The following is a 19,731-nucleotide window of genomic DNA, read 5'->3' on the forward strand; positions in this document are numbered from 1 at the left end:
TCGGGCGCGGCATCAGAACTGCGTCTGTGCCGTGCGCAACACCGGATACAAGCGGTAGCGCTCGTCCCAGGAGGAATGCAGGCGGGCGAAGAATTCCAGCCTTGCCTTCGGGTCGGCGGCGAAAGCGGCATCGCTGGCCAGACGCTGCTCGAATTGCGCCTTCACTGCCGGGTCGCGCTCGAGCATGTCGCGGGCGACATCCTCGGCGACGTAGTCTTCCATGTATTCCTTGCGCTCGAATGCGGTGTTGAACACACCCCATTGCAGCAGCGAATCCGGCGCCTGCGGTTCCAGCATCGCCATCACCAGACGCGACCTGGCCTGGGCGATCGGGACGAACAGCGAACCGGCCGGCACGCTGCGGGTTTCATCGCGCCATTGGCCGGCGATTTCCAGGTTTTGATGACCTTCGTTGGAGCGCGCGGCAAACGTTGCCTTGTCGGCACGGAAGCTCTGCACCGGATACTCGCCAGCAGTGGCGATGGTGTCGAAGGCGATGCCGTGCAGGCGCAGTTTTTCCGCCACCAACGCGGCCTGCGCGGCAGGCACCAGATAGCCGCCGCGTGGCGCATCGATCACCACGTCGGGGGTGATCTGATCGCGTAACGGCACCTTCCAGATCTGTGGTCTGGTCTCGTCGTAGCGCGTCATCAACGCGCCGGAAATCGGCGAGGGCGTGCGCGTGTAGGCATAGCCGCGGAAGGCAACAGTGCGTGCGGCCGGCCCGGCAGCGAAGCTCAATGGCTCCCTTTCGCCAGCCAGTTTGGTGGCACGCTGATCGGCCGCCAGCGCATCGGCGCGCCACTTCGTACCGTTGCGCGCGGTCTGCTGCAGCACCGAGACGATGGCGTTGCGGGTGACGCGCACACGCACCGGGTAGGTCTTCCACGAATGCGTTTCCACCAGCATGCCGAAGCGATTGCGCAGCAGGAAATAGCCATGCGAAAAACGCGGCGGCGACACGTCGTCGGCAAAGCCGGAGGTTGGGTCGTCTTCGTGCACGAACGAGGGGTAATACGGCAGCGGCAGCGAGCCCTGTTTGGCCAGATCGGCAATCACCGCATCGCGCCAGCGCGTGCCGTCGCGTTGCAGCGTGGCATCGCCGGCATGCACCGGTTCCACCTGCACCGAGACATCGTGTTCGAACTTGGCGCCATCGGTGACATGCAGATCCACATACATCAGCGGATCCCACTGCTGCACCAGCCGCAGCATCGCCTGCATTTCGGGTGCGTCGGCCTTGAGGTAGTCGCGATTGAGATTGAGGTTCTGCGCGGTGGTGCGCCAGCCCATCTGTTCTGGGCCGCGTTGATTGGGGCGGTTCCAGGCGCCGAAGCGCTCGTGGCCGTCGACGTTGAACACCGGCACGAACACCCACACCAGTTTGTCGAGCACGCCTTTGCCGGCCTTGCCGTCCAGCAACTCGCGCAGGGCCAGAAAGCCCGCATCTTTGCCGTCGATTTCGCCGGCATGGATGCCGCCTTGTACCAGCACCACCGGCAACTTGCGCTGCGCGGCACTGGCCGCATCCAGCGCGCCGCTGGTGGAGACGATCAGCGCCTTCATCGGCCGTCCTTCCGGGGTGGTGCCGAACTCGATGCAGCGCACCGCCTGCGAGTAGCGCTGCGCAAAGGCATCGCAGAGCGCGATGACTTCATCGTAGCGTCCGGTTTGCGCAAAGCCGCTGCGCTCGGCCTGGGTGGTCAGCGGTTCGGCAGCTAGGGCGGCGGGGGCGGTGGTCAACAGCAACAGGCTCAGGGCCAGGCGGGTGAAGCGGGGCATCCAGCGGTCCAGTGTTCCAGGAAAACGTTTGCAATGTAGCCGAGCCGGCGCAGCAGGCCAATCTGCACTGCGTCATGACGTGCGCGTGATCGGCGTGCTTGTGGTGTATCCACGGCGGTTAACAGCACGCCTGGGCCGAACCACCTGCGAGGTGCACCGCAACGGTAACAAGCAGCCCGCCTGGTCCGGAATCAACGCCTGCCAGGCGCAGCGTCGTCGATGCATGCAGCGGCGCATCCAGGGCCTTATCCAATGGTCGCGATGGCGGCGCGCTACCGCCCGCCGGTACGATAGCGCGTGTTTTCTGCTCGACCGGACTGCCCTTGACCACTACCACCTTGCCGGGCTCCACTGCCGGGGCGCGGCTGCCGCGCCAGATTCCCTTCATCATCGGCAACGAAGCCTGCGAGCGTTTCAGCTTCTACGGGATGCGCAACATCCTGGTGCAGTTCCTGATCACCTCGCTGTTGTTGCAGGAAGTCGGCGGGCCCGGCCGTGAGGCCGAGGCCAAGCACATCCTGCACAGTTTCATGATCGGGGTGTTTTTCTTTCCGCTGCTAGGCGGTTGGCTGGCCGATCGCTTCTTCGGTAAATACAACACCATTGTGTGGTTCAGCCTGGTGTACTGCGCCGGCCATGCGTGCCTGGCGCTGTTCGAAGGCAGCCGCAACGGATTTTTCGTCGGGCTGGGCTTGATCGCGTTGGGCGCGGGCGGCATCAAGCCGCTGGTGGCCTCGTTCATGGGCGACCAGTTCGACCAGTCCAACAAGCACCGGGCCAAGGTGGTCTTCGACGCCTTCTACTGGATCATCAACTTCGGCTCGTTGTTCGCTTCGTTGTTGATTCCGCTGGCGCTGAAACATCTGGGTCCGGCATGGGCGTTCGGCATTCCCGGCATCCTGATGTTCGTGGCCACGCTGGTGTTCTGGCTGGGCCGCAGGCGCTATGTGCGGGTGCCGCTGCCGCCGAAGGATCCGCATGGCTTCGGCGCGGTGATGCGCACCGCCTTGCTGGCGCATGCGCCGGGGCAGGGCCGCCCCGGCCTGATGCTGGCAGTGGTGTCGGTACTGCTGGCGCTGGCCTGTTTTGGGCTGGTCGCGCAGCTCGGCATCGTCATCTGCCTGTGCATGGCGCTGGTGCTGCTGCTGGCGGGTATCGGTGGCGGCACCTGGTGGCAGCTGGAGCGTGCACGCGGCATCCATCCCGATACGGCGGTCGAGGGCGTGCGTGCGCTGCTGCGGGTGCTGGTGATCTTCGCGCTGGTGACGCCGTTCTTTTCGTTGTTCGATCAAAAAGCCTCGACCTGGGTGCTGCAGGGACGCGAGATGACGATGCCAGCCTGGTTCACCGCCTCGCAGATGCAGGCGCTCAATCCGCTGCTGGTGATGCTGCTGATCCCGTTCAACAACCTGGTGCTGTATCCGCTGCTGCGCCGTGGCGGCTGGGAGCCGACCGCGCTGCGGCGCATGACCTGCGGCATCGCCTTCAGCGGGCTGGCCTGGATCGCGGTCGGTGCCATCCAGATCGGCATGGATGGCGGCGAGCCGATGCATATCGCCTGGCAGATCCTGCCCTATGCACTGCTGACCTTCGGCGAGGTGCTGGTGTCGGCCACCGGGATCGAGTTCGCCTACAGCCAGGCGCCGCCGTCGATGAAGGGCGTGGTGATGAGCTTCTGGTACCTGACCACCACGGTGGGCAATCTATGGGTGCTGTTGTCGAACGTAGCGGTGCGCAACGAGACGGTGACCGCGCATATCGCCGATACTGGGCTCAGCGAGGCGGCATTTTTGATGTTCTTCTTCGCGGCCTTCGCGTTTCTGGCGGCACTGGCCTTCGGCCTGTACGCACGCCGGTATCGCATGGTCGACAATTACCGTTCTGCCTGAGGTCCGCATGATTACCCTGATCCTGATCGCCATCACCGGCATCGTCTCGTGGATGGCGTTCAACAACCGCAAGCTGGCCGACCGGCTGGTGCTGTGGCCGCCGGCGCTGGACAAGCAAAAGCAATACGACCGCCTGGTGACCTACGGCTTCATCCATGCCGACCTGGGCCATCTGGTCTTCAACATGATCACGCTGTTCTTCTTCGGCCGTTACATCGAAGACGTGATGACGCGGCTGAGCGGCAGCGTGCTGACCTATCCGTTGTTCTATCTGAGCGCGCTGGTGGTGTCGATCCTGCCCAGCTATCTGAAGAATCAGAAGAACCCCAATTACCTCAGCCTGGGCGCTTCCGGCGCGGTGTCGGCAGTGTTGTTCGCCTTCATCCTGCTGCAGCCGTGGACGATCATCCTGGTGCTGTTCATTCCGGCGCCGGCGATCATCTATGCGGTGTTCTACGTGGGCTACAGCCTGTGGATGGACCGCCGTGGCGGCGATCGCATCAACCATAGCGCGCATCTGGCCGGTGCGGCCTTCGGTGTGATGTTCATGCTGATCATGGAGCCGCGGGTGTGGCAGGTGTTTCTGGAGCAGCTGTCCAATCCGCGCTTCGGATAAGCGCGTCGGTCTAGCAAGGTTTGCCGAAGGACAGCGTGGCCGTCAGGCGACGCGGCGGTGATCGGAAATGTTGATGGCGGGGTTGCCTGAGGCAACCGGCCAGGGCCATCGATGCGATTGGCCCTGGCGGGTAACGCCGCGCGTGGCTCAGGCCGCGTTGCGTTCCTGGTCGGCACCGGCAGTGCTGCCGTAGGCCTGCTGCAAGCGCTGGTACACCGTATCGTTGAGCTGCGCGAAGTCCGGGTTGTGGGTATCGCCGTTGATGGCGAACTGGAACAAGCCCTCCAGCAACGAGCTATCGCTGTCTGTGCTGTGTCCTGCCGAATCGTTGTTCATGCGGTGACTCCTCGTAGGTAAGGCGAAAGCTTCGGCAGATGGCCGGCAACCCGTGCCAGCCGGCCATGCGCAGCGAATGCCTTCGGCTCAGCTATCGGCGCTACGCGAACGAACTTAAGTGCGCCTTCGACGCGCTGCGCTGCGTGTCACAGCATCGATTCATTTTCACGCAGGCGCGGCGCCGCGGTGGTCACACTCATCGCCACATTCACTGCCAGACGCAGACCATGATGGAGGCCGCGACAGTGCAGGCAGAACACGATCCGACCCAGCACCGCTTCAGCGTAGACACCGATGGACAACGCGCCGAGCTGGCTTATCGTCTTGAGGGCGAGCGCATGACCATCACCCATACGCATGTGCCGGAGGCGATCGGTGGGCACGGCATCGCTGCCGTGTTGGTCGAGGCCGCTTTGCATTACGCACGGCAGGCGGGGTGGAAGGTCCTACCCGAGTGCAGTTACGCCGAGGCGTATGTACGTCGGCATCAACAGTTTCAGGATCTGCTGGCCTGATTGCCGGCAGCGTGTCTTTGCAGCGTGTATTCGATTAGGGGCGGGTGGGATGGGGCGGTTGTTTGCAGTGAATGGAATGCGGGGCGTGCTGATGCTGGCTCTGCTGGCAGGGTGTACACAGCGCGCACCTACAACGGCAGAAACGACGGAGCCGGCAGCGGACGCAACAGCGCAAGCGATGCCCGCTCCGGAGCCCGTTGTCGTCCAGAGCGGCCCATTGGAAGATGTGATCGAGCATGCGCCTGCCTATATGGTCGGCATTAGTTATCCACGTGGGCTGGATGCGTACCCGGAACTGGCCGCGCTGATCCGCAGCTATTCGCAGGACGCGCGCGCCGAATTGATGGAAGCCGTCTCTGGTCTTGGTAACGACAAACCGGCCGCACCCTATGAGCTGTCGCTGGCGTTCGAGACCGTGCTGCAGACTGCCGATCTGATCGTGGTGTCTGCCGATGGCAGCCGCTATACCGGCGGCGCGCATGGCGAGCCGCTGGTGGCGCGTTTCGTCTGGTTGGTCAAGGAGCGCAAGCAATTGACGGCGCAGGCGCTGATTCCCGACCCGGCGGGCTGGGAAAAGATCGCACGCGAGGTCGCATCACAGTTGCATAACGCCGCCGCCCAGCGCGTGGAAGCCGATCGCGTACCAGTCGAGGAGCAGGCCGAACAGGTGGCCTCGGCCGATCGCATGATTGCCGAAGGCACCGCGGCACAGGTCGACAACTTTGCGCAGTTCGTGCCGGTGCTGAACCCGGCAGGGCAGATCACTGCGCTACGGTTCGTGTTTCCGCCGTATCAGGTAGGGCCGTATTCGGATGGCACGCAGACCGCCGATGTCGCTGCCTCCACATTGTTGGCCTGGGTCGCGCCGGAATATGTACATCTCTTCGCTCGCTGAGATGTCACCCCGCAGATGATGTGATTGAATGGCTTGGCCATTCAGTAATGTAATCAAACGGGTGATATGAGTAGTTTCGATCCAACCGCAAGTCGCGTGGACCACACCTGCGTGCGTTACCCGGCGTTCCCACGGGAGCCGGCTGTCCTGGTGAGGTTGATCAAGCATCTCTACAAGCGGCTGCATACGCAGGGCTGTGTGCGGCTGAAGCCTTATGGCATCAGCCCACCGGAATACGAAATTCTGATGATGCTCTACGGCACGCCGCAGCAGGCGATTACGCCTACCGAAGTGGCCGAAGCGGCCAGCGAGAAGCCGGCCAACATCACCCGGCTCACCGATCAGCTCTGCGAAAAGGGCTTGATCGCGCGTGGCAGCAGCCCCGACGATCGGCGCAAGATCGTGCTGACGTTGCAGCCGGCAGGCCTGGCCTTGATCAACAGTCTGCTTCCCGATGCCTGCACGCTGCTCAATGAAGAGACGTCCAGCATCAGCGATGCCGAGCAGGTGCGGCTGGAAAAGCTGTTGAGGAAATTGCTCGACGGCGTGGATTCGGTCGAGCTCTGAGCGGGGCGTTTGCGCGGACTGCAGCAGGTCTGATCGCGACCATCAAAAACGCCGCCCGGATCGCTCCGGGCGGCGTCTTCACTTCACCGCGTTGCGATTACGGCTTGGACTGCGGCGCTTCCGGTGTGGCGCCATCGCCACCTTGCGCGCTCAGGCCGCGCTTCTCGAGCAGCGGCTCGATCTGCGGCGCATGCCCGGCAAAGTTCTGGAACAGCTCCATCGCATCCACGCTGCCGCCGCGCGAGAGTAAGGTCTGGCGGAACCGATCGCCATTGGCGCGGCTCAGCCCGCCATGTTGCTTGAACCACTGCTGGGTGTTGGCATCCAGTACTTCGGACCAGATGTAGGCGTAATAGCCGGCCGCGTAACCGCCCATGATGTGGCTGAAATACGGGGTCTTGTAGCGCGGCGGCACCGGCGCATAGGCAATGCCGTCCTGCTGCAGGGCCTTGGCTTCAAAGGCCATGACGCCGGCTGCATCGGGCACCTGGTTGGCGCTGAGCTGATGCCAGTTTTGATCCAGCATGGCCGCACCCAGATACTCGGTGGTGGCAAAGCCCTGGTTGAACTTGGAGGCAGCAATCACCTTGTCCAGCAGCGCCTGCGGCATCGGCGTGCCGTTCTGGTAATGCTTGGCGTAGTTCTTCAGGATGGATGGCTCATCGGCCCACATTTCGTTGACCTGCGAGGGGAACTCGACGAAGTCGCGCGGCACGCCGGTGCCGGAAAAATACGGGTATTTGACGTCCGAGAACATGCCGTGCAGCGCATGCCCGAACTCATGGAACATGGTGGTCACTTCGTCCCAGGTCAGCAACGTGGGCTGGCCGGCCGGCGGCTTGGGAATGTTGAGGTGATTGGCCACCACCGGCTTGAATCCGGTCAGGTCCGACTGCGAGACGTAGGAGTTCATCCATGCGCCACCGCGCTTGGATTCGCGTGCGTACATGTCGGCGATGAAGATCGCCAGCTGCTTGCCGTCTGCATCGAACACGTCGTAGACGGTGATGTCGTCGCGATAGGTGGGCAGGTCGGTGCGCTGCTTGAAAGTCAGGCCGTATTCCTGGTTGGCCGCATAGAACACGCCGTTTTCCAGCACGTTCTTCAGCTCGAAATATGGCTTGAGCTGCGACTCGTCGAAGTTGTACTTGGCCTGGCGCACCTTCTCGCTGTAGTAGGCCCAGTCCCAGGCTTCGAGCTTGAAGCTCGGCTTGCGCGCGGCTTTTTGTTCCTTGTCGATCATCGCCTGCAGGTCGGCCGCTTCGCGCTTGGCATTGGCCACTGCCGCCGGCGCCAGCTTGCCCAGCATCGCGTTGACCGCTTCCGGTGTCTTGGCGGTCTGGTTTTCCAGCGAGTAGGCGGCGTAGGTGGGGAAGCCGAGCAGCTTGGCCTTGTCTGCGCGCAGCTTCATGATGCGTGCGACCAGCGCGGTGTTGTCGTACTGGCCGCCGTGGCTGCCACGCGACACCGAGGCGTCGTAGATCTTCTTGCGCAGCTCGCGATTCTTCAGCTGGGTCAGCGGCGGCTGGCCGGTGGTGTTGAGCAGCGCAATCACGTACTTGCCGTCGAGCTTGCGCGCCTTGGCGGCTTCGGCGGCGGAGGCGATCTGCTCGTCTGACAGGCCATCGAGCTGCTTGACGTCATCGACGACGACTGCGGCGGCATTCACTTCGGCCAGCACGTTCTGACTGAAGGTGGTGCCCAGGTTGGCCAGCTCGGCATTCATCGCCTTGAGCGTGGTCTTGTCGGCATCGGACAGCTTGGCGCCATCGCGCACGAAATCGCTGTGGTACTTCTCGACCAGGCGCAGGCCTTGCGCGTCCAGGCCCAGTTTGCTGCGTTGGTCGTACAAGGTCTGGATGCGTGCAAACAGCTTGCCATTGAGCGAGATCGCGTCGCGGTGCGCGGCGAATTTCGCCGAATAATCGGCCTGCAGTTTCTTGCGCGCATCGTTGGTGTCGGCGCCGACCAGATTGAAGAACACCGTAGTGGCGCGATCGAGCGTGGCGCCGCTTTTTTCCAGCGCAATGAGGGTGTTGTCGAAGCTCGGCTTGGCCTTCTGGTTGGCGATCTTCTCCACTTCCTTCAATTGCTCGGTCATGCCGGCGTCGAAGGCGGGAGCAAAATCGCTGTCGGTGATCTTGTCGAACTGCGGGTAATGCAGCGGCAGCGTGCTGTCGGCGAAGAAGGGATTGGCTTGGGTGGCGGCCTGCGTGGTGGCGGGCGCGGCGATGCTGTAGGACGGCATGGCAAGTCCCAGGGAAGCGGCCAGGGCAAAGGCGAGACGGGTGGTCAAGAGAGTGGCTCCAAAGTGCGAACGGCCGAGGCTACCCCAGCCGGGCCGGACAGGCGTGTGACAAAAGGCATGGCTGCAGGCGCATTGCCACGCCATCAGGCGGGCGCGAGCGGTGCTCGCATTGCGGGCTCCGGAACGATGACACCATGAGCGCACAGCCGCCCGACGGGCGCTGCCGGTACGCGCTGCGGCATGTTTCCACTCGGCTGCATGCCGGCTGCTCGGCGGGTAGCGAGGTCTCGATCCGTCCGCCTGACGGATGCTGGCCGGTAGCGCGCCGTGTCAGCGGCCGGCAACGGTCGGGACCGGCGGGAAGGGCTTGGTGGCTGCGGCAACGGATCCGTTGAAAACCCTCCTTGTTATCCGGCTTACGCGATCTGCGATCAATGCCGTAATGCGCGCTGCTGCGTTACGCTGCGCTCCTTGCATATATCAGGGCAGCCATGAGCGACATCGCCACGTTCGAATTCACCGACCTGGAAGGTCGTCCCCAGTCGATGCGCGATTACGCCGGCAAGGTGGTGCTGGTGGTCAATGTCGCCTCGAAATGCGGTTTTACGCCGCAATACGCCGGATTGCAGGCGCTGTGGCAGCGCTATCGCGAACGTGGCTTGGTGGTGATCGGATTCCCGTGCGATCAGTTCGGCCATCAGGAGCCGGGCGATGCCGCGCAGATCCGCCAGTTCTGCTCGCTCGATTATGCGGTGGATTTTCCGCTGGCCGAGAAGGTCGAGGTCAACGGCAGCGGCGCGCACCCGCTGTGGCAGCACCTCAAGCACGAACAGCGCGGCGTCCTGGGATCTGAAGCGATCAAGTGGAACTTCACCAAGTTCCTGATCGGCCGCGATGGCACGGTGCTGGAGCGTTACGCACCGACCACCAAGCCGGAAGCGTTGGCAGCGGATATCGAGCGCGCGCTGGGCGCGTGATATCGCAGACGCACGCCTAGCCTCTGAACGCGGCTGGATCGTAGGCGCGCACCCGGGCGCGATGAAGCGTTACCGATGATGTGAGGTGTCATGCCATGTAAGAGGCGTACCAGGCCTGCTTCATCGCGCCCGGGTGCGCTCCTACGACGGTGCGGTGGCGGCTACTCCGCGCGCCGCATCACTTCTCGACGAACGCGCGCTCGAAGACGTAATGCCCCGGCGTGCCGATGCGTGGCGAGGTTTCGAAGCCGCGCGCATCCAGCACGTTGCGCAGGTCGGCCAGCATCTGCGGACTGCCGCAGATCATGAAGCGGTCGTTGGCCGGATCCAGCGGCGGCAAGCCCAGCGTCTGCTGCATGCGGCCATCTTCCATCAGCTCGGTCAAACGCCCCCGATTGGCGAACGCTTCGCGCGTCACTGCCGGGTAGTACAGCAACTTCTCGCGCAGCAGGTCGCCGAGGAACTCGTGCTGCGGCAGCTCGCGCTCGAAATAGTCGCGGTAGGCCAGATCCTGCACGAAGCGCACGCCCTGGGTCAGGATCACCTTGTCGAAACGCTCGTAGGTTTCCGGATCCTTGATCACCGACAACCACGGCGCCAGGCCGGTGCCGGTGCCCAGCAGATAGAGATTGCGGCCCGGGTGCAGATCGCTGATCAGTAGTGTGCCGGTGGGCTTCTTGCCGACCAGCACCTGATCGCCCGGTTTGATGTGCTGCAGCCGCGAGGTCAGCGGGCCGTCCGGCACCTTGATGCTGAAGAACTCCAGATGCTCTTCCCAGTTGGCGCTGGCGATCGAGTACGCACGCAGCAACGGGCGCGTCTCGGTTTCCAGGCCGATCATCACGAACTGGCCGTTCTCGAAACGGAAACCGGCATCGCGGGTCGTGGTGAAGCTGAAGTAGGCGTCGGTCCAGTGACGGACCTCGAGCACCGTTTGGGCGCCGAAAGCGGAAGACATGCCGGTTAGTGTCGTGGGAAGAGTACCTGCCAATTCTACCTCAAGCCGGCCAAATGAGATGAACTCTCATTTAGCAAGGAATGGAGAATCGGGAATCGGGAATGGGGTGCAGTGCGGAAAGATCAGGACCACTTTCGGATCAGGAAGCTCAGTCCCATCAGCCGCCGGGAAGCCGCTTCTACCGATTCCCCTTTCCCCATTCCCCATTCCCGGCTCACCGATACCCCGCAGCCTGCAACTCGAACAGCTCCGCATAGCGCCCGCCCTGCGCCATCAACTCCGCATGCGTGCCGTTGGCCTCGATGCGGCCAGCGGCCAGCACCAGGATGCGGTCGGCCATGCGCACGCTGGAGAAGCGGTGCGAGATCAGCACCGCAGTGCGGTTGTCCGACAATTCCTTGAAGCGCTGGAACACCTCGAACTCGCTGCGTGCATCCAGTGCGGCGGTGGGTTCGTCCAGGATCATCAGCTGCGCATCGCGCATGTAGGCGCGTGCGATGGCGATCTTCTGCCATTGCCCGCCGGACAGGTCCACGCTGTTCTTGAAGCGTCGGCCGATCAATTGATCGTAGCCATCGGGCAGGCTGTCGATCAGCGCGCCGGCCATCGCACGCTGCGCGGCGGCGCGGATGCGCGGCGCATCGTCCATCGCATCGACCTGGCCCACGCCGATGTTCTCGCCCACGCTCAGGTGATAGCGCACGAAGTCCTGAAAGATCACGCCCAGGTTGGCGCGCAGATCGTCCAGATCGTAGTCGCGCAGGTCGTGGCCATCGAGCAAAATGCGGCCTTCGTCGGGGTCGTACAGCCGCGCCAGCAGCTTGACCAGGGTGGTCTTGCCGGCGCCGTTTTCGCCGACCAGGGCCAGCACTTCGCCGGCCCGCAGTTCGAAATCCAGATGCCGCACCGTCCACTGTTCGGCGTCCGGATAGCGGAAGCCCACATCCTCGAACACGAAGCCCTGGCGGATCGGTCGCGGCACCGGCAGCGCGTTCGGGCGCGAGCGGATTTCCGGCACGATGTTGAAGAACGAATACAGATCGTCCAGATACAAGGCCTGGCCGGCGACCTGCGAGAACCCGATCAGCAGGCCTTCCAGCAACTGGCGCAGGCGCAGGAAACTGCCGGCCAAAAAGGTCAGGTCGCCGATGCTGAAATCGCCGCGCACGGTGCGCCAGGCGATGTAGCCATATGCCATGTAGTAGCCCAAGGTGCCCAGCGCAGCCAGCAACGCGCCCCACAACGCACGCTTGCGCGCCAATGCGCGGTTGGCCTGGAAGAACTTGTCGGCCAGCCGGCGATAGCGCGCGATCAAAAAGCGGTGCAGGTTGAGGATCTTGACTTCCTTGGCGGTCTCGACGCTCGCGCCGACCTGGCGCAGGTAGTCGAGCTGGCGCCGCTCCGGCGTCCACTGGAAGTTGAGCGAATAGCCCAATGCGTTGAAATGCGCCTCGCCGATGAAGGCCGGGATCAGCGCGATCGCCAGCAGCAGGATCAACCATGGCGCATACACCACCAGGCCCACCGCCAGGCTGACCACGGTAATGGCGTCCTGCACCTGGCCGAACAGCTGGCTCATCAGGTTCATGCGGTTCATGGTCTGGCGCCGCGCACGATCCAGCTTGTCCTGCCGGTCGGGGTCTTCGAAATCCTCCAGATCCAGCTGCGCGGCGTGTTCCATCAGGCGTACGCTGGCGGCGTTGTTGAACAACTCCGACAGCAGCGCATCGGCGTAGCCGACCAGCCGGCCGAGCAGATCCGAACCGATCGCCAGCGCCAGTTCCAGCGCCAGCAATTCCAGCAGCCGATTCAGGCGTCCGCTGCCCAGTGCCTGGGCCAGCGAGTCGAAGGCCGGCGGTTGGCCGACCAGATGGATCGCCTCGTCGATGATGAGCTTGCCGATATATAACGAGGCCACCGGCATCAACGCGCGCAGCACGCGCAGGCCGATGCTGCTGGCGCTCAGCCAGCGGCTGGTCTGCCAGATCTGGCGCAGGAACGGGGGCAGATTGCGCAACGCGTTCAAGCGTTCGCGCAGGGTGGGGCCGGTACGAGGTGCAACGGGCGCAGAGGCGCCGGAACGGGAGGCTGACATCGCATCAGTGTGCAGCGCCTTGCGTGGGCGCGGGGTGTTGGAGCGCACCAGTGCGCACTGCGGCCTTGGCGCGCGATCGCTGCTGCGGCGCTGACTGCACGCTTGCAAGGCAACGCGGTCGGCGTCCGCCAGTGCGCCCGTGTCGCGGGCCGGCCCCGCGCGATCGGTGGCCCGATCAATCGCCTCGATTGACGCAACGCCCGGACGCGCCGGAAGTTTCGACTAAAATGGCCGGATCACCCCCGCCAGCCGTAGAGCCAGCCGTGACCTCGATCAAGCAGGAAGACCTCATCCAGTCCGTCGCCGACGCGTTGCAGTACATCAGCTACTACCACCCGGTCGACTACATCAGGAACCTGTCCGCTGCCTACGAGCGCGAAGAGTCGCCGGCCGCCAAGGACGCCATCGCGCAGATCCTGATCAACTCGCGCATGTGCGCCGAAGGCCACCGCCCGATCTGCCAGGACACCGGCATCGTTACCGTGTTCCTGGAAATCGGCATGCAGGTGCGCTGGGACGACGCCACCATGGGTGTGGAAGACATGGTCAACGAAGGCGTGCGCCGCGCCTACAACCACCCCGACAACAAGCTGCGCGCCAGCGTGCTGGCCGACCCGGCCGGCAAACGGCAGAACACCAAGGACAACACGCCCGCGGTGGTCAACACCAAGATCGTGCCCGGCCACCATGTCGAAGTGATCGTCGCGGCCAAGGGCGGCGGCTCGGAGGCCAAGAGCAAGTTCGCCATGCTCAACCCGTCCGACTCCATCGTCGACTGGGTGCTCAAGACCGTGCCGACCATGGGCGCCGGCTGGTGCCCGCCGGGCATGCTCGGCATCGGCATCGGCGGCACCGCCGAAAAGGCCATGCTGCTGGCCAAGGAAGCGTTGATGGAGCCGATCGACATCGTCGATCTGCAGGCGCGTGGCGCCTCCAATCGCGCCGAGGAACTGCGGCTGGAGCTGTACGAAAAGGTCAACGCGCTCGGCATCGGCGCGCAAGGCCTGGGCGGCCTGACTACGGTGCTGGACATCAAGGTCAAGGATTACCCGACCCACGCCGCCAACCTGCCGGTGGCGCTGATTCCCAACTGCGCCGCCACCCGCCACGCGCACTTCACCCTGGACGGCAGTGGCCCGGTGATGCTGGACCCGCCGTCGCTGGAAGACTGGCCCAAGCTCACCTACAACCCGACCAACGCGCGCCGGGTGAATCTGGACACCATCACCCGCGAAGAGGTGGCCAGCTTCAAGCCGGGCGAAGTGGTGCTGCTCAACGGCAAGCTTTTGACCGGCCGCGACGCTGCGCACAAGCGCATGATCGACATGCTCAACAAGGGCGAAACCTTGCCGGTCGACTTCACCAACCGCTTCATCTACTACGTCGGCCCGGTCGACCCGGTGCGCGATGAAGTGGTCGGCCCGGCCGGCCCGACCACTGCCACCCGCATGGACAAGTTCACCCGCCAGATGCTGGAACAAACCGGCCTGCTCGGCATGGTCGGCAAGTCCGAGCGCGGCGATGCGGCGATCGATGCGATCCGCGACAACAAGGCCGTCTATCTGATGGCGGTCGGCGGTTCGGCCTACCTGGTGTCCAAGGCGATCAAGGCCGCACGCGTGCTGGCGTTCGAAGATCTGGGCATGGAGGCGATCTACGAATTCGAGGTCAAGGACATGCCGGTGACCGTCGCAGTGGATTCCACCGGCGAGTCGGTGCACAAGACCGGGCCGCGTTTGTGGCAGTCGCGCATCGGCAAGATTCCGGTGGTGGTGGAATAAGCTTGGCCAGGAGCGGCGACGCAACTGCACGGCGTCGCCGCGTCCCGCAAACGAGTTAATACGCGGAGGTCGCCATCATCAGCCGGTGTCTGTCTATCGGGATGAAGACGGCCTGCCGGATCGACCACGCGGCCAGGCAACGCCTAGCGACGACCCGTTATGCTCGGCATACTGACGGTCACAGGAGAACAGGAATGCTCCGACTCATCTGCATCGCGTTGTTGGCCTGCCTCAGCCAGGGTGTGGCAGCGCAGCACAAGACAGCACCGACGGTGCTGTTTCCTTCCGGCAACTACGCACCGAGACCAGCCGCGCCGGTGCCGTTTGAAGAAAAAAAGCCACTCAGGCCAAGCGAGCCCTCGACACGATTCAGCGGGCCCGCAGTGTCGGACCGTTGCGTCGCGCAGTGCAACCACAGTGCCAGGCAATGCCGCGCCGATCGGCCCAGCGAGAGCAGTTGCAGCGCCTCGGTGGCGCCGCGCGGAAAACGCTGCGATGACGTGCAGAATCCGGCACAGCGGGCCAACTGTCTCGTGCAGGTCTTCGATTGCAGCCAGCAGAGTGACGACAATCGCTGTGAACCACGCAAGCTCGCCTGCCTGCGCGCCTGCACCAACTGACTTCAGGAATCCGTATGACCACAACGCTTTATCACTCCCCCAGCACCGCAGCCCTGGTCGTGCATTGGCTGCTGGTCGAACTGGATGTGCCGCACGTGCTGCATCCGCTGGATTTCGATCGCGCCGAGCACAAATCGCCTGAATATCTGGCACTCAATCCGGCCGGTGTGGTGCCGGCGCTGGTGCTGGACGGCCAGGTGTTGACCGAAGCTGCAGCAATCGTGCTTCATCTGGCCGACCTGTATCCGCAGGCCGGGCTGGCGCCGCCAGTCGGCACGCCTGCGCGTGCGGACTACTACAGGTGGATGTTCTTCTGCGCCAACACCTTGCAGCCGGCGTATCGCGCCTGGTTCTACCCGAGCGAGCCGGCCGGTGCCGCGCACAGCGATGCGGCGCAGGCGCAGGCACGGCAAAAACTCGAAGCGGCCTGGACCCAGGTCGATGCGCACCTGCAAGCCAGTGGTCCGTATCTGCTCGGCCAGACGCTGTCGGCAGCCGATTTCATGCTGACCATGATGATGCGCTGGTCGCGCAATATGCCCCGGTCCAGCGATACCTGGCTGGCGCTGCACTCGCATGCGCAGCGAATGAAAGCCCGGCCGGCGTTTCAGGAAACCTATCGCCGCGAGGGTCTAACGGACTGGACCTGAATCTCCAGCCGCAGCAGGCGTTGTGCGGCGTCCATCAGCGCGTTTCAAAGCCTTGCCGCGTAGTACGATCGCGACACCAACCAGAGAGCAGGGGCTCGTCCATGTCGCATTCCGCATCCCGTCGAAAATTGCTGCAATGCGCCTGTTGCGCGCCGGTCGCGGCCGCCGCCGCGTCACTGCCGTTCGCTGTGCGCGCCGCGCCGTCGAAGAAAACCGATCTAAACGCCGAGCAGGCGTTGCAGACCCTGCGTGACGGCAACGCTGCGTTTGTCGAAAACCGTCCCAAGAAGGTGATCTCCGACGGCAAGCGCCGGCTGGAACTGGCGCTGGGCCAGACTCCGTTCGTGATCCTGGTGTCGTGCTCGGATTCGCGCGTGCCGCCGGAACTGCTGTTCGGTCGCGGCCTTGGCGAGATGTTCATCGTGCGCAACGCCGGCAACACCGTCGATACCACTGCATTGGGTTCGATCGAATATGCGGTGAGCCAGCTCGGCGTGCCGCTGGTGGTGGTGATGGGCCACGAGAGTTGCGGCGCGGTTGCCGCCGCGGTGTCGGTGGTGGAGCAGGGCGCGTTCTTCCCTGGCGCGATCGGCTCGATGATCGAGCCGATCGTCCCCGCCGTGCTGACTGCCAAGAGCAAGGGCGGCGCTGACCTGCTGGCCGCCTCGGTCAAGGCCAACGTCAAGCGCACCGTCGACCGCCTGCGTGCCGCTTCCGAGCCGGCACTGTTGGAACCGCTGCGCGCCGGCAATGTCCGCGTGGTCGGTGCGTATTACACCCTGAAAGACGGCAAGGTGGATTTCTTCGACGTCTGATGGTTATTGCAGTGGTTCGGGCAATGACAGCGCAGGATGATCTCCTGCGCTGTTTTCATGTGTGCGGTGCGGTGCGGTCGTCAGCTCTGACACAACCTCCCGCACACTGTCTCGATGGCGGCAACGTGTCGCGTTCGTTGACCGAATGGAGTGATGTCTGGAATGGTCGCGACATCGATCAAATCGGCAGGCGCTGATCAAACCGCAGCTCACCTGACAGCCGCGCTGCATCCACTGATCGCAACCAAGCCCACCGACCATCTCCACTGGTCATTGCCCGCCCACCATCGCGGGACCTTACGCGGCATGGATGCCGCGTAAGAGCCTACATGGACGTACTTGCGGCGTGTCCCGCGATGGTGGGCGGGCAAGGGCCCTGCAGCCTGGCCGCAGATCAGTCGTTCTGCACATGATTATCCGCGCTGGGCAAACACTCCAACGCAAACCGTATCTCGAGTTTTAGTCCACATAATCGTCGAACGTCTTGCGCCGACGGAATGGCATCAGGTGCTGGCGCATCAGCCCCTTGGGCACCGTTTCCAGTTTCATGACGCCATATTCCTGCGGCCACGCATCGCGATTCGGCGGCAGTTTGAACGTGCCCATCAACATGTCCACCAAGGGCAGATGGATGGCGTAGTTGACGTCGATATAGTCCTGCTGGCGCGCATGATGCCAGTGGTGATAACGCGGCAAGACCAGCACATATTCCAGCCAGCCAAAACGCAGGCCGAGGTTGGAATGTGCGAGCACCGCCTGCAGACCGACCAGAATCACATACGCATTCACCGCCGGGGTCGAAAAACCGAGAATCAACAGCGGCAGCAGCACCGCACTGCGGGTCAGCACGATTTCCACAAAATGGATGCGCGATCCGGCCAGCCAGTCCATCTCGCGGCTGGAGTGATGCACCGCATGGAATCGCCACAGCCACGGAATGTTGTGATACGCCCGATGCAGCGATGCCTGCGCCATGTCGGCGACGAAGACTGCGATCAGAAACTGTCCCCACACCGGCAGGGACTGGATTGCCGCTTTCAGCGATGGAAACGCGGCCAGCCCGGCGATACTCGACGTGGAGGCGGTGACCAGGATCAGGATGAATTGCACCAGCACATGGCTCATGAAGAAGTAGCCGATATCGGTGCGCCAGCCCGGACGTAGCGGCGAAACGCGGCGCTTGCCCAGATAGCGTTCCAGTGGCACGAACACCAGCGCCGAGAAAAACAGCGAAATGACAAACCAGTCAAGGCCAAGCGAATAGGGCGTGCGCCCGATCGTATCGAACTGCACGTTGGTGCCTCCGAACAACACCGCCAACGTTGCGCTGCCCACACCAACCATCGCAATGCGCTTGTTGCGGTCGCGCAGGATGGCGAAGGTACCCAGCAAGAACGCGGCGACCAATCCAACTAGCAAAAGGTGGCGCGCGAACTGCTCGTTATAGGCGGTGCGGAACTCGCGGCTGGTCAACAGATCGGGAAAGTGGAAACACACCACACCCATCAGACTGAGCACGCCCAGCAGCGCAGAGGCATGGGCGAAGAAGGAGCGGTGCGGGCGGGCCATGGGACGTCCTGTCGACGGGGCGGCCTGGTTGGCCGTGCACGGAGTGCGTGCATCCATGCTCCCAGTACGCGTGCTCGGCCGCAAGCGTTTTGCGACGGGCACGCCAGCTCCGATCAAACCTCGGCGCTAGGACTGGCCGGCAATGCGCCGGCCAGTGAAACGGCACGCGGTTAGAACCACTCCAGCAACGACACACCCAGGCCGATGTAGGTCGCCTTGTGGTTGTAGTCGATCAGGCTTTCGCCGTAGCCGTCGAACACCTGCACATGGCCGCGCAGCAGGTTGGTGATCGGGAAGCCGTAGTCCAGCTGCACCGAGCCGTGCGAGCGGTCGCCGCCACGCAGCGAATGCCGTGCGATCAATGCGAACTCGTGGCCGTCCTTGTTGTAGACCAGGGTCGCGTCGCCGCGGCCCATGTAATCCTCGATATCGGGATTATTGTCATCGGCGCGATCTTCCTTGATGCGGAACCACGGGCGCAGCGTCAGCGCCCAGTTCTCGCGATCCAGACCGATGTTGAGGATCACCCGGTTCCAGGAGCGCGACAGCGGGTCCTCGCGGCCATTGGACATGTGGTTGATGCTAATGCCGCTCATGCGGCCCTTCCAGCCGAACAGGCTGTAGTTGTTGCGGAACACCAACATCGCCTCCGGCTCGTAGTTGGTCTCGCGGAACGGGCGCGATGCATCGGTGTTGTAGGCCTGCCAACGCGAGCTCTGGGTGTAGCCCATCCAGATATCGCCGTTGTCGCCGAACAGATCCTCGACCACCTTGGTCTTGAAGCTGAGCTGGAACTTCAGCTCGGCGCTGTCCAGTTGCTGCGGGGTGGACACCGAGTTGGCCGGGTTGGGCGACTGCGGGGTGCGGTTGGAGTCGCTGGTCCAGAACGCCGGCAACAGATACACCGGCTTGTAGCCGCGCAGCTGGAACGTGCCCAGCTTGGAGTCCTTCGCCAGCTCCCAGCGGCGATCCAGCAACGAGCCACGGCCGGCATTGGCGACGGCCTCGGCCTTGGGTTGGTCCTGTCCATCGGCGCGGAAGAAATCGCCGACGCGGCTGATGGCGCGTTCGTCCTGTGGCTTGGCCTCTTTCTGCTTGGCTAGTTGCGCGGCGGCGTCGGCTTCTGCGGTCAGCTGCGGCGTGTAGCCCAGCGCCTGGTCGTAGCACGCCAGCCGCGCCGCATCCGAGGTGACGGAGGTACAGGCCTGCGGCGAGGCGGGGGTTGCGGCGATTTCCTGCGCGTGCGCCAGTGGCGCGGCCGCCAACGCAATCAGCATCAAGGGACGGGTGCGGTGCTTTGACATGGGCAGTCTGGCCAAATGAAGGCGCCAGGCAGGCGCAGAGGGTTGTAGCTTAACGGTCGCGTCTGCATACGCGGTGTGTACACGGAGGCATAACATTCGACCAGGGGTCCGCGC

At 63.7% G+C, this 19,731-nt stretch carries 17 protein-coding genes; 10 read left to right on the forward strand and 7 right to left on the reverse strand.

Features of this window, described 5'->3' with window-relative positions:
• Window positions 1-12 precede the first annotated feature (12 nt).
• Window positions 13-1,782, reverse strand: a complete 1,770-nt coding sequence (locus NYR97_RS16490) for a M14 family metallopeptidase (RefSeq protein ID WP_316694695.1) — start codon at window positions 1,780-1,782, stop codon at window positions 13-15.
• Between the two features lie 323 nt (window positions 1,783-2,105).
• On the opposite strand from NYR97_RS16490, the gene NYR97_RS16495 reads away from it, so the two are divergent.
• A complete protein-coding gene (locus NYR97_RS16495; protein ID WP_316694697.1) occupies window positions 2,106-3,671 on the forward strand; it encodes a POT-type proton-dependent oligopeptide transporter in 1,566 nt (521 codons plus the stop codon).
• Window positions 3,672-3,678: 7 nt separating this feature from the next.
• A complete protein-coding gene (locus NYR97_RS16500; protein ID WP_205391921.1) occupies window positions 3,679-4,287 on the forward strand; it encodes a rhomboid family intramembrane serine protease in 609 nt (202 codons plus the stop codon).
• Between the two features lie 147 nt (window positions 4,288-4,434).
• On the opposite strand, the gene NYR97_RS16505 is transcribed toward NYR97_RS16500, so the two are convergent.
• The gene (locus tag NYR97_RS16505) at window positions 4,435-4,623 is read right to left on the reverse strand and encodes a hypothetical protein (protein ID WP_316694701.1); all 189 of its coding nucleotides are present in this window, start codon (window positions 4,621-4,623) and stop codon (window positions 4,435-4,437) included.
• Between the two features lie 230 nt (window positions 4,624-4,853).
• Here NYR97_RS16505 and NYR97_RS16510 point away from each other — a divergent pair, with 230 nt between their 5' ends.
• From NYR97_RS16510 to NYR97_RS16520, 3 genes are all read left to right on the forward strand, one after another.
• Complete coding sequence (locus NYR97_RS16510; protein WP_316698304.1) at window positions 4,854-5,138, forward strand: GNAT family N-acetyltransferase; 285 nt, start codon at window positions 4,854-4,856, stop codon at window positions 5,136-5,138.
• A gap of 49 nt (window positions 5,139-5,187) precedes the next feature.
• On the forward strand, window positions 5,188-6,033 hold the full coding sequence (locus NYR97_RS16515) for a DUF3298 and DUF4163 domain-containing protein (RefSeq protein WP_316694703.1): 846 nt from the start codon (window positions 5,188-5,190) through the stop codon (window positions 6,031-6,033).
• Between the two features lie 66 nt (window positions 6,034-6,099).
• On the forward strand, window positions 6,100-6,600 hold the full coding sequence (locus NYR97_RS16520; RefSeq protein ID WP_316694704.1) for a MarR family winged helix-turn-helix transcriptional regulator: 501 nt from the start codon (window positions 6,100-6,102) through the stop codon (window positions 6,598-6,600).
• Between the two features lie 97 nt (window positions 6,601-6,697).
• Here NYR97_RS16520 and NYR97_RS16525 read toward each other — a convergent pair whose 3' ends face one another.
• Entirely contained in the window at window positions 6,698-8,896 is a 2,199-nt protein-coding gene (locus NYR97_RS16525) for a M3 family metallopeptidase (RefSeq protein WP_316694705.1), read from the reverse strand.
• 443 nt (window positions 8,897-9,339) lie between these two features.
• Between NYR97_RS16525 and NYR97_RS16530 the strand changes: the two genes are divergently transcribed.
• Window positions 9,340-9,825 carry a glutathione peroxidase gene (locus NYR97_RS16530; protein WP_316694706.1) on the forward strand — a complete coding sequence of 162 codons (486 nt, stop codon included), beginning with the start codon at window positions 9,340-9,342 and terminating at the stop codon, window positions 9,823-9,825.
• Between the two features lie 178 nt (window positions 9,826-10,003).
• On the opposite strand, the gene NYR97_RS16535 is transcribed toward NYR97_RS16530, so the two are convergent.
• Complete coding sequence (locus tag NYR97_RS16535) at window positions 10,004-10,783, reverse strand: ferredoxin--NADP reductase (protein ID WP_205391915.1); 780 nt, start codon at window positions 10,781-10,783, stop codon at window positions 10,004-10,006.
• Between the two features lie 214 nt (window positions 10,784-10,997).
• Window positions 10,998-12,878 carry an ABC transporter ATP-binding protein gene (locus NYR97_RS16540; protein WP_316694710.1) on the reverse strand — a complete coding sequence of 627 codons (1,881 nt, stop codon included), beginning with the start codon at window positions 12,876-12,878 and terminating at the stop codon, window positions 10,998-11,000.
• 263 nt (window positions 12,879-13,141) lie between these two features.
• Here NYR97_RS16540 and NYR97_RS16545 point away from each other — a divergent pair, with 263 nt between their 5' ends.
• From NYR97_RS16545 to NYR97_RS16560, 4 genes are all read left to right on the forward strand, one after another.
• Complete coding sequence (locus tag NYR97_RS16545; RefSeq protein WP_316694711.1) at window positions 13,142-14,659, forward strand: fumarate hydratase; 1,518 nt, start codon at window positions 13,142-13,144, stop codon at window positions 14,657-14,659.
• A gap of 221 nt (window positions 14,660-14,880) precedes the next feature.
• Window positions 14,881-15,279, forward strand: a complete 399-nt coding sequence (locus NYR97_RS16550) for a hypothetical protein (RefSeq protein ID WP_316694713.1) — start codon at window positions 14,881-14,883, stop codon at window positions 15,277-15,279.
• A gap of 14 nt (window positions 15,280-15,293) precedes the next feature.
• Window positions 15,294-15,929 carry a glutathione S-transferase family protein gene (locus tag NYR97_RS16555; protein WP_316694715.1) on the forward strand — a complete coding sequence of 212 codons (636 nt, stop codon included), beginning with the start codon at window positions 15,294-15,296 and terminating at the stop codon, window positions 15,927-15,929.
• 176 nt (window positions 15,930-16,105) lie between these two features.
• Window positions 16,106-16,744 (forward strand): carbonic anhydrase, encoded by a 639-nt coding sequence (locus NYR97_RS16560; protein ID WP_205394883.1) that lies wholly within the window; start codon window positions 16,106-16,108, stop codon window positions 16,742-16,744.
• A gap of 459 nt (window positions 16,745-17,203) precedes the next feature.
• Here NYR97_RS16560 and NYR97_RS16565 read toward each other — a convergent pair whose 3' ends face one another.
• Entirely contained in the window at window positions 17,204-18,313 is a 1,110-nt protein-coding gene (locus NYR97_RS16565) for a sterol desaturase family protein (protein WP_316694717.1), read from the reverse strand.
• A gap of 170 nt (window positions 18,314-18,483) precedes the next feature.
• Window positions 18,484-19,617, reverse strand: coding sequence for a phospholipase A (locus NYR97_RS16570; protein WP_074057080.1), 1,134 nt, complete (start codon window positions 19,615-19,617; stop codon window positions 18,484-18,486).
• Window positions 19,618-19,731: the final 114 nt, after the last annotated feature.

Origin of the sequence: Xanthomonas hydrangeae (assembly GCF_032697525.1) — a bacterium.
In the GTDB taxonomy this organism is placed as follows: Bacteria; Pseudomonadota; Gammaproteobacteria; order Xanthomonadales; family Xanthomonadaceae; genus Xanthomonas; species Xanthomonas hydrangeae.

What these genes read in the sequence shown, in the direction of transcription:
- NYR97_RS16490 (WP_316694695.1), bottom strand. Translation starts at nt 1,782, where the DNA reads ATGCCCCGCTTCACCCGCCTGGCCCTGAGCCTGTTGCTGTTGACCACC.
- NYR97_RS16500 (WP_205391921.1), top strand. Translation starts at nt 3,679, where the DNA reads ATGATTACCCTGATCCTGATCGCCATCACCGGCATCGTCTCGTGGATG.
- NYR97_RS16505 (WP_316694701.1), bottom strand. Translation starts at nt 4,623, where the DNA reads ATGAACAACGATTCGGCAGGACACAGCACAGACAGCGATAGCTCGTTG.
- NYR97_RS16510 (WP_316698304.1), top strand. Translation starts at nt 4,854, where the DNA reads ATGGAGGCCGCGACAGTGCAGGCAGAACACGATCCGACCCAGCACCGC.
- NYR97_RS16515 (WP_316694703.1), top strand. Translation starts at nt 5,188, where the DNA reads ATGGGGCGGTTGTTTGCAGTGAATGGAATGCGGGGCGTGCTGATGCTG.
- NYR97_RS16520 (WP_316694704.1), top strand. Translation starts at nt 6,100, where the DNA reads ATGAGTAGTTTCGATCCAACCGCAAGTCGCGTGGACCACACCTGCGTG.
- NYR97_RS16530 (WP_316694706.1), top strand. Translation starts at nt 9,340, where the DNA reads ATGAGCGACATCGCCACGTTCGAATTCACCGACCTGGAAGGTCGTCCC.
- NYR97_RS16535 (WP_205391915.1), bottom strand. Translation starts at nt 10,783, where the DNA reads ATGTCTTCCGCTTTCGGCGCCCAAACGGTGCTCGAGGTCCGTCACTGG.
- NYR97_RS16540 (WP_316694710.1), bottom strand. Translation starts at nt 12,878, where the DNA reads ATGTCAGCCTCCCGTTCCGGCGCCTCTGCGCCCGTTGCACCTCGTACC.
- NYR97_RS16555 (WP_316694715.1), top strand. Translation starts at nt 15,294, where the DNA reads ATGACCACAACGCTTTATCACTCCCCCAGCACCGCAGCCCTGGTCGTG.
- NYR97_RS16565 (WP_316694717.1), bottom strand. Translation starts at nt 18,313, where the DNA reads ATGGCCCGCCCGCACCGCTCCTTCTTCGCCCATGCCTCTGCGCTGCTG.
- NYR97_RS16570 (WP_074057080.1), bottom strand. Translation starts at nt 19,617, where the DNA reads ATGTCAAAGCACCGCACCCGTCCCTTGATGCTGATTGCGTTGGCGGCC.